We start from the raw sequence: 14,679 nt of genomic DNA, 5'->3' as shown, positions 1-14,679 counted from the left end.
TTCAAGACACTTTGGTTGCCAATTCACATGCGTGTTTTAAAGAAACAGCTCTCAAAACCCTCAAGCCCATTTTGCGAAAGCACCTACAAGAATATAAAATCTATAAAGCCTCTAAAGCATAATCTTTTAAGCCTCTCATGCTCCTGTCTTTTAAAGAGAGGAGATTACACATTGCCCCATGCTTTTGTTGCTCACATATCTTTTTGGCGATCACGCCCCTCATGTCATACGACAACGCTTCAAACCAAACACACTCAAATTCAAGACACTTTGGTTGCCAATTCACATGCGTGTTTTAAAGAAACAGCTCTCAAAACCCTCAAGCCCATTTTGCGACAGCACCTACAAGAATATAAAATCTATAGAGCACCATCTCTACACTTCATAAAAGTGCAAGCAGGCACCCCCCATCCATCATACACTTTAACCTCCAATGATGCCCTTGAAACAGCATAAGAGGCATTTTTATTCATTTTTTGTAAAATTTCACTCCACGCGAGAGCTCATCTAGCTTGTAACGTACGAGCGACATGATTTTGGTTGATTTACTATAAGCAGACTTGAAATGAGAGAATCCTACGGTATTCGAGGTTTTTCATTCAACATGCAAAACATTGAACACGGTCTATAAATCCCATGTTTTATAAATCCCCCCATGTTTTATAAATCCCCCCATGTTTTATAAATCCCCCCATGTTTTATAAATCCCATGTTCTATAAAACAACGTGATGCACCATAACAGGATAAAGGAAAATATTTATGAAGTGGTGCGGGTGGTCGGACTCGAACCGACACTCCTCTCGGAACCAGATTTTGAGTCTGGCGCGTCTACCAGTTCCACCACACCCGCACACTGCTATAAAAGACAGGACTATAAAAGACAGACTTGTCGATTATTCCTTTGCACTATATGAAGAAGAACAGATTCGTCAACAGAAGACTTCTCATTTTTTAAGAATTCATATCATTTTCTTATCTATTTTATGAAATACTTTCTTTATTGGATTTCTCTACCGGATTTATAGCAATCTCATTTGTAAAGTCTTTACCTCTTAAACTTATAAAAAGCCTCATGATATTAAACAAATTAAAGCTTTGGACGATTTCTTTAGCAAATCGGCGTACAGCACCACACTGGCTTGGTTTCATTGCCTTTATTGAAAGTTCTGTTTTTCCAATTCCCATAGATGTTTTATATATTCCGATGCTTCTTATCCATCAAAAGCGGGTTTATCGCTATGCTTTGATTGCAACAATCTGTTCTGTATTAGGAGGCATTGCCGGTTGGTTTATCGGACATTTTGCCTATGATACCCTTGCCAAACCCATTTTAGAAATTTATGGTAAGGTTGAAAGTTTTGAATCTCTGAAAAATAGTGCAACCCTGCAATTTCTAATCATTTTACTGATAACATCAGGTTTTTTTCATCTTCCCCCCATCAAGATTGTCACAATTTTGGCCGGTGTTATGAGTGTGCGTCTTGAACTTTTCATGCTTATTTGTATTTTTTCTAGAGGCGCTCGTTTTTATCTTCTCGCGTGGCTGATTAAACATTTTGGACAAAAAGCAATGAATTTTCTAGTACAGCATTTCAAATGGATTGTTCTCATTGGTTGTGTTAGCCTCCTTTTAATTTATGGGATTTTCATAGCTTTTTTAAACAGGAAGCTTTTATAAGGAACAGACTTAATGGCATGCGTTTTGTCTTCTCACCCACTTTTACACAAACACCTTCATCTTGAACCCAGCAGAAAAGAACAAAGTTTATGGGCTTTTTTTCTCGCTTTTTGCTTGTCTGCCACAATAGGTATTGCCCTTGGTTTTGAATATTTCGGAGGATATCTTCCTTGCGATTTATGTCTCATAGAGCGTTTTCCTTATTATGGAGCCATACCATTTTTGCTCTTAGCAGGTTTTGGGGCATATTTTTTTCGCATAACTGCTTGGATACAACTTTTGTTTTTGTGTGTTTTTGTCTTAATGTGCATCAGCCTTGTTTTAGCCGTTTATCATGCGGGTGTTGAATATGGCTTTTGGGAAGCTCCCCTCAGCTGTGGTTTAAGCGCAGTCAGAAAAACCTCAGACATTAACCAGCTGCTTAACCAATTAAATAGCATTCATCCCCCTTCTTGTTCTGAAGCATCCGCACGCTTTCTTTTTCTTTCATTTGCCGGTTGGAATGTCGTCTCAAGCCTATTTTTCTCCCTTATAAGCCTCTATATTACTTCAAAAGGGCTCCTTTCAATCCATAAAAAACTCTAACCATAAAATAGAAACGAAACCGCGTACACTCGTTCTCTCCAATCGCTTTCCCCTACCAACAACCCTCCAATCACCAATCCCCACCCAAAACCACCCACCGCCAAACCAACCCACCCACACCAACGAGTCACCAACATCCCTCCTCTAGCGTTGTACTCAAAAGACAAAAATAAGCAGATACATCCATTTTATGGTTTCACCTCTCTGTACTTATAAGCAACATTTTGATAAAAACTCGTGATAGAAAAGCCGTAAAATAATAAGTGAGGGGACCAATAAATATAAATGGTCTGCTATGGCTGAAGATAAGAACACAGAGCCTTCTACCCTATCACCTATTTCCTTAGATATAACCAAACTTGAAGAACCATGTGTTATGATGGAACATGATCATAATGCATGGCGTGAGCATATAAAAGAAAGGGATTTAAATGCGCCTTACGAAAAACCACCTCATATAAAACCACGAATCAAATCGGCACCACGCATCAGACAAGTTTTTTGGTGCGATTTTCCTCATGATTCGATACTCCCTGAATTTTGGAAAAAGCGGCCTGTTTTAGTGCTTTCTAAGAATGCAAAATTATATGGAAATGTGACAGTTTTACCTTTTTCAACGAAATCACAACCCAATAATCCCGCTGCGTATCCAATACAATCTCCTATAGAGAATAAAAAAGCATGGATTATCTGCAATTATGTCACAACAGTTTCTGTAAGTCGTTTAAGTTGCTCACGTACCGTTCCAAGATTATCCTGCGAAGATTTTCATAAAGTTGTAGCTCTGATGCTCAAATATTTACCGCATTTACACTATTGACTTTTGAGAAAAATAAGTGTACCTATATCAGCATACACGGCATCAGTAATGGTGGCCGCTTCCCCGCAAGGGGAGATAGGAACGAAGGAGTGGGAAACCGCTCCTTTCGTCATTTTTGGTATTTTTTTGAAAACTGCCATTTTTTGCAACCTTCCCTAGAACATATCCAACATTCATTCTCCACCGTTGTTGTTTTGAAATATCTGCGATTTGGGGTAAGCAGAAGACAATATCCACACCTTGGATCCGGTAAAGTTTCCCACGGAGATTACCGAGATATTGTACATACTTATCATTTCATTGCACAAAAAATCGTGCTGCCGTTGCTTAAACTTTATATGATTTTCCGCAATGGGAATATCTTTCCAAGATTGAAAAAAAGCTTCGCTTTATATGACCACACCTCAAACGATTGTATTTTACGAGATAACAAAGAAAATTCTCTAATAAACTAGAAATCAACCCCCAATCGATTTCTATCTCTTCACCAATAACAATTGTTTATTGCCCTAACCGCATTATTTCACCTGTCACACGACCCAACATAGCTTTTACAGATAGATTTTCTTCCCCTTTTCCGAGAAACGATCTATGTTAAGCTATTTTGGGATTTACTGCTAAATTGCTTATGCTTGCACTTTGAATGCCTTTTTTCTCACCATATAAAAGGTAGATAAAAAAATAATTTCGTTTATCAGCTTTATTTTAAAGACACACCTATTTTTACAGGATACGTTTTCCTTTCTATCAACCCTATCACATTTAATACACTTGTCGTTTCTAAACATGAACAACCAAGCATCACAATGGAACAATAGACACCCATCACTTTCATGGGCACTTGCATTGACAAGAGATAAACAAGAGCATTGATCACCACACACGGAGCAAAAGTCTATAGCGACTACGCCATAGACTTTCGCCACGCAAGGGTTATTCTTAAAGCATATTTATGATGAGATAATCATTTATGACATCCTTTTTGTTACGCCAAAGAACGGGTTTTGCTAACGAGTTTTACTATTGTGCAAATTTTTCAAGAGAAATCCTCACTCGCTCATAGATGACAAGATTTCTTTATGGAGAAAGCGTATGGCGCTCAGCTTTGACCTTTTCCATAACAAGGGTAAGTTCAAACTTTAACCAACACGACAATACACCTATTCTAAACGATTTACGCACCACCTCATCGGCAACAGGCTGCTCCAATATCGGGGCACTTACTTGAGAATTTTTTGCACTTCCACGCACCGTAAAAAAAGAAAGTATTTTTATCATATTTAAATCCATTTCAGTTGATTTGGATTTTAAAAGTGCCCCAAAAAATCAAACAAAAATAGAGAGGTAAGTTACGAAAACTACAGGGTAAATTTTACTGCCCCAAAATGTCTATTTTTCCCCGCCTGAACAGTCAGAGGAACACTATAAAAATTATTTTTATTGAAAAACAATTACTTATAATCTAGGGAAGAAAAGTAAAAATCTCCCCCAGAAAAAGAGTTTATCTTCAAAATTATCAAAAAAAAACAGCGCAATTTTAGTGATCTTTTTATTTTTTTTCTTTTGATAAAAGAGAGCTGGCAGGTGTCTTAGGCGCCCCTCCGGTAGGTTCCCAATTCGCAACAGCCGCTAACTCCTCAATGAGCTTCTCTCTTGGTAAATTATCATCATCCACCAACTTGTACTGAACGGCATGTTCACTAAGCCACTTTATAAGCGTTCCTTTAACAGTTTTACCACCCTCAGCCTCACTCACCGCTTCCCATGCCGCAACAATAGCAGCAAGCTTTGGAGCATAACGTGGATGCGTTGGATCTTGAAACGCATAATATTTCTGATCCTTAGTCTCAGCAGAATCATCCTCAGGAAAAAAAAACGCAGGACGTAGACCACGCGACGAAAGCCATTCTTTTAAATCATCAACGAGAACATATGAGGAATATGTCTCTATATAATTAGAAAAACTCGACCATTCTATCTTTAATTGATCGTCTTTTCCTGCCTGAACTATGGCATTATAAGCTCCTCGGAAACAAGCAGTTTTCTCTGATGATACGGAAAGGTTATCTTCGTAAATATCACTCTTTTCTGGTTCCATTTCATCGTGAAACAAACACTTTCCTGGATTTAATCCAACTATTAAAAGCGCTGCCTGCGGTATTGTTAGTTTGTGCAAACCCAAAAACCATTCTAAACTATCATCAATGTCCATAGAGTTCCTCTTTTTTCTGCACAATTTCGCTCTTTTTTAAAAACATCAAAAACGTTTGTTAACGCGTAGAGATTATGCACTTTTCACATTTCAACTCATCCATACTTTAAATAAAAACACAGCACCCACACCCTTCCTTGTGATACACAAGCAAATGATTTGAATTGATTTAAGATAAGAAGTTTTGAAGTGAGAGAATTTTACTGAATTTTGGGCTTTCATGCAAGATATCAGGCCAGTTACAAGGCGATAAATGCCCCTTCATAAAGCATAAATTTTTATGCGTGATCAAACAATTTGATATGATAATATCTCTGTCATTTATGCACTCCCACCTTTATCTGTCCCTGCAATTACAGTACAAAAGATAATTCGTTACACGCTAACAAATCCACCTAAATGCAAAAGCTGTAACAACGCTAAAATGCGCGTAAATATCATAAGAATACTGTCTTACACCTCCACAAGCAGAATGAGTGGCGTAAAACTGTACAATAAAATGTCATGCCTATAATGAACAGTGCTAAAGACTGTCGCAACACTGGGAGCTAAGGTGTATGATGATGCCGGCTTGCTCTTTTACGAAGCGTAAAGATTAAGAAGACTCAATGGAGTTTATATTATTTCATGGACATTTTGCTGCTCTACCCTTCTATACTCTTCACGGGGCCCCCCACGCGAAATGGGCTTTTATCCCTTGAAAAAGGTCTCTTTTTAAAGAATCATTTCAAATTCTAAGAGCTGTTACAGTCTTTTGAACGCATAAAATGAATGATGATGCTAGCTTATTCCTTTCCTATATTCTCGAGCATCAATACATTGAAATGCTCCATTCAAACGCCCCTTTAGCAAAATAAAGCACATTGTCTCTTAAATTTTTTCACGTAATCATTTCTTTCATGCGCCCCTGTCGTCTCCATTTGACAAATCTCCTTGTACTTTCTCAACATCCCAGCATTTTTTTACTGCAACCTTTTTGCAATTTTTCAGTTTTGAACTTTTAGATTGACTTTCGGTTTATTTTTCTTATGTTTTAGAATTATTCTAAAGTGCAAAGGAACAGAAAATGTTGAAATTGTTTTTTTCATTTGTACAACGTAAAGCTCTGTCCTTTCGTTCAGCACAAAACGTGATACTTAAAGCGCTCAAATTAAAAGAGCAACATGCGGCGCTCTATTTAAAATATGCAAAAGCTCTAGAACCTTATTCCTCTAAGGAAGCCGCGGTTTTTACCGCCATGGGGCTTCAAGAGCTTAAAAATTATAAGCAACTTTTGTGCCTTTCTTGCCATAATCGTGCAAACACTATCGGTTCATTATGTGACAAAACTTCTCTTGTGAAAGGCAAGAACCGCCATCCCTCCCAAAAAACAACAGCGGCAAATCACACCATAAAAAAGCCTTCGAAAACGCAAAGACAAACACTTTTGACTTGGATTCAACCAGGTCTTGCAGGGTTAATGGATGGCTCTGTCTCTACCCTTGCCCCCATTTTTGCCGCAGCTTTTGCCACGGGAGACACGCATCAAACTTTTTTGATAGGACTCTCAGCTTCAATTGGTGCAGGACTTTCGATGGGTTTCACAGAAGCAGCCCATGATGACGGCAAATTATCAGGACGTGGTTCGCCATTAAAAAGAGGCCTTGCCAGCGGCATTATGACCACATTAGGAGGATTAGGCCATACGCTTCCCTATTTAATCAACTCTTTTTATGTAGCGACAATTATTGCTTTTATCATTGTTTTTTTCGAACTAGGCGCCATCGTCTGGATTCAGAACAAATTCATGTCCACTCCCTTTTGGCGCGCCTCTTTACAGGTTATCATTGGGGGAGCTCTGGTTTTTGCCACGGGTATTCTTATCGGTAGTATCTAAAAAATCTTATCTGTAACCATAATTTAGATCTCAAATAAGCGCATGCCCCTAGGCATAAGCCATCCTTGATGATGCCTTTGATGATGTTAGGTGGTGTTGTGGAATATTTTAGGTCAGCAAGAGATGATAAGCAAGCTCTGGGGACAACCTATATCCACACACCTTTATCGACTTGGTTTTATAGATATCTTTTGTTAAAGTATCATTTTCTTCTAGACCTCATATTTTGGAAATGCCTCGATCATGTCGCACACTGAAACCAACGCCCCTTTAAACAATCATCCTGTCTCTTCTCAATCTTCACATGCCCAGACTTTATTTGTTCAGCGTCTTGCACACGGACAAGGTTTAGAACTTCCTTGCTACGCGACAGCGGGTTCTGCGGGTCTTGATCTACGGGCAGCAATTGGAGAAGAAGAAACGCTTGTTCTTGCCCCTGGGCAGCGGGCACTTATTCCAACAGGTCTCATTTTTCATTTATCTCTTGGGTTTGAAGCACAAATACGTCCACGCTCTGGCTTAGCCTTAAAACACGGCATCACATGCCTCAACACTCCAGGAACGATTGATAGTGACTACCGTGGTGAAGTCAAAGTCCTTCTTATCAATTTAGGACAAGAAGACTTTTCCATCCAACGAGGCATGCGCATTGCCCAAACAGTCATCGCCCCCGTATCTCAAGTTAATGTTTGCGCCATTGAACCAGAGCAAAATACCCAAAGCCATAACGAGAGCCGTGGAACAGGAGGTTTTGGTTCAACGGGACACACTTAAGAAGCTCTGAAAAATCTCTACTCTCAAAATAACACATACCCAACCACTCTTTCACTAGAAGTCCCTTGGGCTTTTAAAGTGTAGAAGGAGTGCGCATTTGCTTTCAAAGTTTTTTCACTAAACGCCCCTCTAAACAAGTATCCTTACTCTTCTCCTGTCTCTTCTCAATCTTCACACCCCCCTTGACTTTATCCGTTCAGCATCTTGCACTTGGGACAAGAAAGCTTCCTCACTACACAACGGCTGATTCTGCGGTCTTGGATTTACAAGCAGCAATTGGTAAAGAAGAAACGCTTGTTCTTGCCTCTGGGCAGCGGGCACTTATTCCAACAGGTCTCATTTTTCATTTATCTCTTGGGTTTGAAGCACGCATCCGTCCACGCTCTGGCTTAGCCTTAAAACACGGGCATCACATGCCTCAACACTCCAAGAACGATTGGGTGTGACTATCCGGAAGTGAAGTCAAACTCCTTCTTAATCAATTTAGGACAAGAAGACTTTTCCATTTAAACGGGGCATGCGCGCCATTGCCCAAACAGTCATCGCCCCTGTATCCCAAGTTAATGTTTGCGCCATTGAACCAGAGCAAAATACCCAAAGCCATAACGAGAGCCGTGGAACAGGAGGTTTTGGTTCAACGGGACACACTTAAGAAGCTCTGAAAAATCGCTCCTCTCAAAATAACACACATACTTATTCCAACCACTCTTTCACTGGAAATTCTTTGCGCTTTTAAAGTGCAGAGGGAATGCGCATTTGCTTTCAAAGTTTTTTCACTAAACGCACCTCTAAACAAGCATCTCTCAATTACGTCTCTCACGCTATACAAAACTTCATTATCACCAGATACCCCTCCCCATAACAAAAACATTGGCATTAACCATTGAGCGTTCACACACTGCTTGTAATGTCGACAATCTATACATCATATTGATTTATAATAATAATGAATTGTCTTTCAACTTAAATGAGAAATCTCAATACTGTAAGATTGTTTCATGGCAAGCCTATTTATATTAAATCAATCAAAAGCATGTTTCTCACATTCCAAACGTGGTTAGCATGTAGATAAAAACTGAAAAAATGCCTACAATGAATACGTATATTAACACTGTCTTGGAAAAAAATATAAATACGATAATGGTGCTCGCTTACTCTTTTATTCAGCATAAAGAGAGTGAGGTTCGATAGATTTTTTGATTATTTTACGGGGGCTTTACGGTTATACCATTTATGAACACCGCCGCAAAAAAGGCTTTAAGATGTATTAAGACACACAACAATCGCCTCTGCTGTTTTCTTGATCGCACCTCTTGCGGCAAGATGAGTAGAGCTTAATCCTAAAAAACCGATTCAATATATGAACCCCCTGCGTAATATCAAACCCCTACGTAATATCAAACCCATGCGTGTTTGGTTTAATAAATCCACGGAACCCTCATCAATTTCACTCTACGACTTTGAGTAATATGCTTTGCTTCCTGCAACAAAGGCTGTTTTTTATCACTGATCAGAGACATCGGCTGGAATATTAGCGTTTCCCGCAGTGCCCGTTGTTACGGCATCCACATGCCCCACAACGTTACCACCCGCTCCATCGACAGCAGCGTTCGCTACCCCTGTTGTTTTATTATTGATCTCACCTCTTGAGACAAGATTGGTAGAGTTTTGCAATCCTACAAGACCGATTTTATGATATCCAGCCATGCGTATTTGATTTAATAAATCGATGACAGTACCATAATCAATTTCGCTATCCGCTTTGATTAAAATTTTTGTCTCTAAATTTTGCGTCGTTTCCCTCAACAAAGCTTCTCTCAAAGCTGCTTGTTCTACAAGATGATCACCAATGTAAAGAGAACGATCTTTTTGCAACGTAACATAAAGAGGTTCATCAGACTGAACCACTGAAGGTGCTTGAGTTATAGAAGGAAGCTGAACGGAAATGGCAGATGTTGCCAAAGGCGCTGCAACCATAAAAACAATAAGCAACACCAATACAACATCAATAAAAGGGGTCACATTGATTTCGCTTTGCAACCCACTCTCGTCTATATCCCAATCATTATTAAGGCTTGCTTTCATTTTTTATGACTTTTCTGTTGTCTTTGTCTATCAAGTTCACGGCTCAAGAGCCTTTCAAGAGCAGCAGCGATATCACCTAAATCACTACGATAACCACTCAAAGCACGCATAAGGCTATTATACATAACAACGGCGGGAATAGCCACAAAAAGCCCAACAGCCGTTGCGAATAAGGCTTCAGCAATTCCAGGCGCCACCACATCAAGTCGCGTTGTTTGAGACTGAGCAATCCCAATAAAAGAATTCATAATTCCCCAAACAGTTGCAAAAAGACCAACAAAAGGAGCAATTGCGCCAATAGTTGCAAGAACAGCACTTCCACATGCAACACGGCGTGTAGCAGCCAGCAAGCAGCGTGACAAAAGTGAATGAACCCTTTCTTTTAAACCTTCATGAACATCACGAACCCTAGCATCGCGAACATCGCGGGAAACATCTTCATATTGATTGCTCTCCTCATAAAAGAGAATATCTTCAATCGTTTGTGCATTTTCCCCTACACTGGTTTTTTCACCAGAGCTTTCGTTTATCCCTTCAGGAGCAGAAAAATGAACCTGTTGTGCAGAAAGATACACCTCTTTAAGGACTTCTTTGAGAAAAAACACACCAGCTCCTTTGCTTTCTTTCAAGCTAGCTGCCAAACGCGTAAGAGTCTGAGCATTTAGAACCAATTGAAGTTCATGACGTACTCTTCGTTTTACCAAAGTGATCTCAACAATTTTCACAAAAGCAATTGTCCAAGACATAAGTGAAGCAAGTAACAAAATAATGATAACGGCTTTCACCACCCAATCAGCAGCCATAAACATAGAAAGAGGAGAAAAATCATGCACTGTCAATACAGCAGACATATTATCTAAAGGGACTGTTTTATCTAAAGGGACTGTTTCAGATTCCATTTTTATCTCACATTCTTGTGCTCTTATCTTTATTTATGAGCTGGATCGTCACCCCGCATAGCATCACTGTTCCACAATGCCACTACCCTTTTAACGTCACTTGTGTATTCCTCTTAAGAAAGAAAACTTGATAAATCAAGTATAGTTTTATTTCACAAGCTCTCTCTTAATTCTAAAGAAATTACTCAAGAAATTTTTCTCTAACAATTCAACAAGTTTATCTTACCCAATCAATTTATTGCATAAATTAGGCAAAATGATAAACTTACAAGAAGTATCGCATATAATATTTTAATTTATAAGAATAATTTATCATCGTTCCTGTTAAATAAATCTCTCATATCGCAAAGCTTTTCTCATTTCTGCGGCTCTTTTGAAGCCAACAAAATATTTTCTTACATGAAACAAGCAGCAAAAATATCATAAAATCCTCGGAGAAAAGGATATGCACTTCTCTAACAACCAGTGCACTAAAGTACCTCTCCTATCCTAAAATAAAAATATACCTTACGTTTTTAAAAAAGAACGATCGCAATATTCTTAAACTGACCAAAAGTATCATGGGGAGCGCGTGTTGCCCCCAAATACATAGAGAGCAAAGAGCCGCAATATTATTTTCTTTTTCTTTGCTGCAAAAGTATAAAAATGACAGTACTTCTGCCGCAAAATCGCAACAACGATGTTTTTTACCTGTCACAAGCTTAAAAAATAAGCCTCAGCACACTTTTAAAAAACTTTTATAAAAAACTGCGCCACGAGAAACTGAAGAATGGTGCTAAATTACTGCAAAAGCATAAGACAATTCTCAACAGATGCGACCCTTTACAGACAAAGCATATCGTATAGGAAAGATTTATTTTATCAAAAACAATTTTAAATTCGACAAAATGAAAGGAACCAAAAAAAGCTTTTGGCGTTACTCAAGCAGTGAAAATTTTCACTCCAATGCAAATGATCACTATGAACACACCAATACAAATATAATGAATCAAGAGGGAAAAATACCATGGCCCATAATAAAACAACACAGCACGATAAATCAGCCGTAGAAAAAGACCTACAAGGACAATTAGAAACGTTACGCACTGAAATTTCAGGGATTACCTCAACCCTAACAGATCTTGGTGCAAACAAATTCAACGCCGCCAAAGACAAAGCGGAAAAACTATATCACTCAGCGAAAGAAAGTGGTGAAGACATGATGTCTCAAGCAAAAGACAAAATTAGTGATCTTGAACAAACCATGAATCAATGCGTTCGCAAAAATCCTGGCAAAAGCGTTTTGTTTGCCGCAGGGGTTGGTTTTATTCTTTCTCAATTACTGCGTCGTTAAGCAATGCATAAGTTTATCGCGCCTCTTTTAAACCATCTTGTCGGTGGAGGGCTTAAAAGCACAGTCAAGCAAGTACGCCTTCAAGCAATTTTTTATGGGTTTATTGGCATTTCATTCTTCATGTCTTTGCTTTTTTTATGTACCATCGGTTTTATTGCGTTATGTTCTGTTATGAAGCCTCTTGCTGCCGCCAGTATCATGTTTTTAATTTGTCTTTCTCTTGCGGGATTAGGTCTTATTATCAGTCGCGTTCTCAAAACTTATCAACGCTATGACCAACAAAAAAAGACAGAAGAACAACGCCACAAACTCATGACAGATGCGACCGTTTCCAGCCTTGCAGCTCTCAGTCAACATCTCCCTTTTGCCAAATTGAGTGTTCCCATTCTCGGACTTGCAACTTATTTTTTGTGGAAAAAAGATAAAAAAGACCGCTTTTCAAAGTAAAATATGTAAAGCTGTCACTCTAAATTCCCCCTCAGTGTGCTTTCTTTTATAGCAAAAGAAAGCACATTTTTTCCTCATAGTCTCTTTAGCTTCTTCAAATACCTGAAAAAAATCCCCTTCATTTTGCTAAAAATTCCATAGAACCGCTACACTCTCTTTCAGATTGCAACCCATGTTTCATGAACATAGCAACATGAGGCAAAGCTTGCATTAAAAGTTCTGGTTTGATTTGAAGCAATTGATTGTTTTTTGAAGGCAAGGTATTTTCAGTTTTACCTTTTCTCTATTTTTTCATAAGCCTTTTTTCATGACCAAAGGTCACATCAATAGTTTGCATGTGTTTATATTTTTCTGAACACTCATGTTTGTTACAATGACTATTTTGTTTAGGGGAAGGAAACGCGCTCTCCCATAGCGCTGTAGTGAGCAACCTATATGCGTAAGCGAGCTTTAAACACAACAAATTTCCATAACGAGCGTTGTCCACCAAGGACTGTGTGGATTATCATTAACTTTTTTCTGATAAGATTTGCAGTAGAATATTGTCTTGATTTTTAAATAGCGCTTGAAAAGACACTTTATCAATAATGGTCAATATTAATTATGGTCAATGGGATTATAGCTTCCATGATCTCTTCGCCAATCTTCTGGTTGTTGAAATTGGCTCGACCATAAACCGTTTTGTGCTTTTTGAGCAGCAGATTGTAGAGTTTTATAGTCTGCGGGGGATGGAAAATGATGCTGATCTTTTGTCAACACCATCAACCCTTCTGCCAGCCCCAACCGCGCCAGATCAACCCCATCTACAAAACATTGTGCATAATGAACCTGTTGAACGACACGTGCTTGCCGACAAGTAACCTTTTTATCAATTGTTTTTGAAACAAGCCAAGCCGTAACAAAAGCACCGCAAGGCCACTTAACTCCGTTGCGTGAGGCAAATTGCCTCATTTCACAGCTTTCCACACCATATAAACGGATATCACGGATGATCTTTTTTCTCCACCCATCATCTACAAGCGTAATCATTTTAAAGGTCACACCACTTGTGACCTGTATAGCACCGGAATAGACCGGCACATTTTCTTCATAAAATTGTGATGCGATTGGTTCTGAATGCAACACCACATTTTGTTGGATTGCGTCTTGTTGGTTTGCATAATCAACCAATTGTGACTTCGGATTTTGAACGGGGTTTCCAATTGTCTTTTCTGATCCTTCAAAAAGAGAAAATTGCATAATATTTTCAGTATGTTGACTGAAATAAAAGTATCCTAAAATAATAATACAAATTAAGACAATATATTTAGGCGCTGCTCGAAAACATTTTAAAAGTATCATTTTGAATATTACTATATTTTTTGTTTATTAAATAATAAAAGATTAAATATTATTAATTTATCGATAGAAAAAAATATTTTTTTCATTTATATGATTCCCGATTAATATTTTGAATATTAATTTTATGATCAACTTAAACATAAAGCGGGGGAATTTTCATGAAAAACATGAATAATTCGTTCATTAATGAACATACCTTACAAAAAACTATTCTATCCAACACCCAAAAAAAATGGTTAACAGCAGCATTGATGCTGTTTATTGCCTTCATGGCACTGAGTGAACCAGCATTTGCTGATGGCGGCTTCGGAAAAATTGAAACTGCTCTTCAAAAAATAGTTGATGCTTTAAAAGGACCAATTGCAAAATCAATCGCAACCATTGCGATTGCTGGTGTTGGGCTTGCATGGATTGCTGGTTATGTTGAAATGCGTAAAGCTTTCTTTGTTTGTGTTGGCATCGGCATTGTTTTTGGTGCATCGCAAATCGCATCAATGTTTATGTCTTAATTCGCTTAACTTTAGCCTTTCAAAGCCATGAAAGAGCACGACAAGCTAACAGAAGATACGTTATTTCTTGCTTGCACGCGCCCTGCAATGATCGCAGGCGTGACGGTGGAAGCTATGGG

General features: G+C 38.5%; 15 protein-coding genes, 1 tRNA gene and 1 pseudogene. 10 read left to right on the top strand and 7 right to left on the bottom strand.

The genetic code is table 11. The features are described from left to right. Positions 1–766: 766 nt before the first annotated feature. Positions 767–851 (bottom strand) — tRNA-Leu (locus ACFIMI_RS07710). Positions 852–1,073: 222 nt separating this feature from the next. Here ACFIMI_RS07710 and ACFIMI_RS07705 point away from each other — a divergent pair. Both ACFIMI_RS07705 and ACFIMI_RS07700 read left to right on the top strand, forming a co-directional pair. Beyond that, on the top strand, positions 1,074–1,679 hold the full coding sequence (locus tag ACFIMI_RS07705; protein WP_273790911.1) for a YqaA family protein: 606 nt from the start codon (positions 1,074–1,076) through the stop codon (positions 1,677–1,679). A gap of 12 nt (positions 1,680–1,691) precedes the next feature. Next, complete coding sequence (locus tag ACFIMI_RS07700) at positions 1,692–2,264, top strand: disulfide bond formation protein B (RefSeq protein ID WP_375668247.1); 573 nt, start codon at positions 1,692–1,694, stop codon at positions 2,262–2,264. Here ACFIMI_RS07700 and ACFIMI_RS07695 read toward each other — a convergent pair. Then, positions 2,261–2,395, bottom strand: coding sequence for a hypothetical protein (locus tag ACFIMI_RS07695; protein WP_375692411.1), 135 nt, complete (start codon positions 2,393–2,395; stop codon positions 2,261–2,263). The genes ACFIMI_RS07700 and ACFIMI_RS07695 overlap by 4 nt on opposite strands. A gap of 164 nt (positions 2,396–2,559) precedes the next feature. On the opposite strand from ACFIMI_RS07695, the gene ACFIMI_RS07690 reads away from it, so the two are divergent. Then, on the top strand, positions 2,560–3,084 hold the full coding sequence (locus tag ACFIMI_RS07690; protein ID WP_375613249.1) for a type II toxin-antitoxin system PemK/MazF family toxin: 525 nt from the start codon (positions 2,560–2,562) through the stop codon (positions 3,082–3,084). 1,077 nt (positions 3,085–4,161) lie between these two features. On the opposite strand, the gene ACFIMI_RS07685 is transcribed toward ACFIMI_RS07690, so the two are convergent. Both ACFIMI_RS07685 and ACFIMI_RS07680 read right to left on the bottom strand, forming a co-directional pair. Beyond that, a complete protein-coding gene (locus ACFIMI_RS07685) occupies positions 4,162–4,362 on the bottom strand; it encodes a hypothetical protein (protein ID WP_375613248.1) in 201 nt (66 codons plus the stop codon). Between the two features lie 271 nt (positions 4,363–4,633). After that, a complete protein-coding gene (locus ACFIMI_RS07680) occupies positions 4,634–5,296 on the bottom strand; it encodes a hypothetical protein (RefSeq protein ID WP_375692410.1) in 663 nt (220 codons plus the stop codon). A gap of 1,066 nt (positions 5,297–6,362) precedes the next feature. On the opposite strand from ACFIMI_RS07680, the gene ACFIMI_RS07675 reads away from it, so the two are divergent. From ACFIMI_RS07675 to dut (ACFIMI_RS07665), 3 genes and pseudogenes are all read left to right on the top strand, one after another. After that, complete coding sequence (locus ACFIMI_RS07675; protein WP_375682721.1) at positions 6,363–7,172, top strand: VIT1/CCC1 transporter family protein; 810 nt, start codon at positions 6,363–6,365, stop codon at positions 7,170–7,172. Positions 7,173–7,415: 243 nt separating this feature from the next. Next, on the top strand, positions 7,416–7,946 hold the full coding sequence (dut, locus tag ACFIMI_RS07670; RefSeq protein ID WP_375638300.1) for a dUTP diphosphatase: 531 nt from the start codon (positions 7,416–7,418) through the stop codon (positions 7,944–7,946). Between the two features lie 182 nt (positions 7,947–8,128). Then, positions 8,129–8,598, top strand: a pseudogene (gene dut, locus ACFIMI_RS07665) (dUTP diphosphatase); the annotation flags it as partial. 851 nt (positions 8,599–9,449) lie between these two features. Here the strand turns inward: dut (ACFIMI_RS07665) and ACFIMI_RS07660 are convergent. Together ACFIMI_RS07660 and ACFIMI_RS07655 are read right to left on the bottom strand one after the other, a co-directional pair. Further along, positions 9,450–10,031, bottom strand: a complete 582-nt coding sequence (locus ACFIMI_RS07660; RefSeq protein WP_375640904.1) for a biopolymer transporter ExbD — start codon at positions 10,029–10,031, stop codon at positions 9,450–9,452. Continuing rightward, a complete protein-coding gene (locus tag ACFIMI_RS07655) occupies positions 10,028–10,930 on the bottom strand; it encodes a MotA/TolQ/ExbB proton channel family protein (RefSeq protein ID WP_375675766.1) in 903 nt (300 codons plus the stop codon). The genes ACFIMI_RS07660 and ACFIMI_RS07655 overlap by 4 nt, the downstream gene beginning before the upstream one ends. A 1,006-nt stretch (positions 10,931–11,936) precedes the next feature. Here ACFIMI_RS07655 and ACFIMI_RS07650 point away from each other — a divergent pair. Together ACFIMI_RS07650 and ACFIMI_RS07645 are read left to right on the top strand one after the other, a co-directional pair. Further along, positions 11,937–12,263: a YqjD family protein gene (locus tag ACFIMI_RS07650; protein ID WP_375612522.1), complete on the top strand. Its 327-nt coding sequence runs from the start codon at positions 11,937–11,939 to the stop codon at positions 12,261–12,263. A 3-nt stretch (positions 12,264–12,266) separates the two neighbouring features. Next, complete coding sequence (locus ACFIMI_RS07645; RefSeq protein WP_375682893.1) at positions 12,267–12,710, top strand: hypothetical protein; 444 nt, start codon at positions 12,267–12,269, stop codon at positions 12,708–12,710. A 597-nt stretch (positions 12,711–13,307) separates the two neighbouring features. Here the strand turns inward: ACFIMI_RS07645 and ACFIMI_RS07640 are convergent. After that, positions 13,308–14,051, bottom strand: coding sequence for a nuclease (locus tag ACFIMI_RS07640; protein ID WP_375686035.1), 744 nt, complete (start codon positions 14,049–14,051; stop codon positions 13,308–13,310). Between the two features lie 158 nt (positions 14,052–14,209). On the opposite strand from ACFIMI_RS07640, the gene ACFIMI_RS07635 reads away from it, so the two are divergent. Further along, complete coding sequence (locus tag ACFIMI_RS07635) at positions 14,210–14,560, top strand: TrbC/VirB2 family protein (protein ID WP_375612518.1); 351 nt, start codon at positions 14,210–14,212, stop codon at positions 14,558–14,560. A gap of 27 nt (positions 14,561–14,587) precedes the next feature. Beyond that, on the top strand, positions 14,588–14,679 hold a 92-nt coding region (locus ACFIMI_RS07630), incomplete at its 3' end, for a VirB3 family type IV secretion system protein (RefSeq protein ID WP_375692422.1).

The organism is Bartonella sp. AP4SXKL (genome assembly GCF_042195845.1).
GTDB lineage: Bacteria > Pseudomonadota > Alphaproteobacteria > Rhizobiales > Rhizobiaceae > Bartonella.
The sequence above is the reverse complement of the archived record's forward strand: the minus strand, read 5'-3'. Positions and strand labels throughout refer to the sequence as shown.

Excerpts from the sequence above, each read along its gene's own strand:
- ACFIMI_RS07705 (WP_273790911.1), top strand. The coding sequence starts at position 1,074 with ATGATATTAAACAAATTAAAGCTTTGGACGATTTCTTTAGCAAATCGG.
- ACFIMI_RS07700 (WP_375668247.1), top strand. The coding sequence starts at position 1,692 with ATGGCATGCGTTTTGTCTTCTCACCCACTTTTACACAAACACCTTCAT.
- ACFIMI_RS07690 (WP_375613249.1), top strand. The coding sequence starts at position 2,560 with ATGGCTGAAGATAAGAACACAGAGCCTTCTACCCTATCACCTATTTCC.
- ACFIMI_RS07685 (WP_375613248.1), bottom strand. The coding sequence starts at position 4,362 with ATGATAAAAATACTTTCTTTTTTTACGGTGCGTGGAAGTGCAAAAAAT.
- ACFIMI_RS07680 (WP_375692410.1), bottom strand. The coding sequence starts at position 5,296 with ATGGACATTGATGATAGTTTAGAATGGTTTTTGGGTTTGCACAAACTA.
- ACFIMI_RS07675 (WP_375682721.1), top strand. The coding sequence starts at position 6,363 with ATGTTGAAATTGTTTTTTTCATTTGTACAACGTAAAGCTCTGTCCTTT.
- dut (WP_375638300.1), top strand. The coding sequence starts at position 7,416 with ATGTCGCACACTGAAACCAACGCCCCTTTAAACAATCATCCTGTCTCT.
- ACFIMI_RS07660 (WP_375640904.1), bottom strand. The coding sequence starts at position 10,031 with ATGAAAGCAAGCCTTAATAATGATTGGGATATAGACGAGAGTGGGTTG.
- ACFIMI_RS07655 (WP_375675766.1), bottom strand. The coding sequence starts at position 10,930 with ATGGAATCTGAAACAGTCCCTTTAGATAAAACAGTCCCTTTAGATAAT.
- ACFIMI_RS07650 (WP_375612522.1), top strand. The coding sequence starts at position 11,937 with ATGGCCCATAATAAAACAACACAGCACGATAAATCAGCCGTAGAAAAA.
- ACFIMI_RS07645 (WP_375682893.1), top strand. The coding sequence starts at position 12,267 with ATGCATAAGTTTATCGCGCCTCTTTTAAACCATCTTGTCGGTGGAGGG.
- ACFIMI_RS07640 (WP_375686035.1), bottom strand. The coding sequence starts at position 14,051 with ATGATACTTTTAAAATGTTTTCGAGCAGCGCCTAAATATATTGTCTTA.
- ACFIMI_RS07635 (WP_375612518.1), top strand. The coding sequence starts at position 14,210 with ATGAAAAACATGAATAATTCGTTCATTAATGAACATACCTTACAAAAA.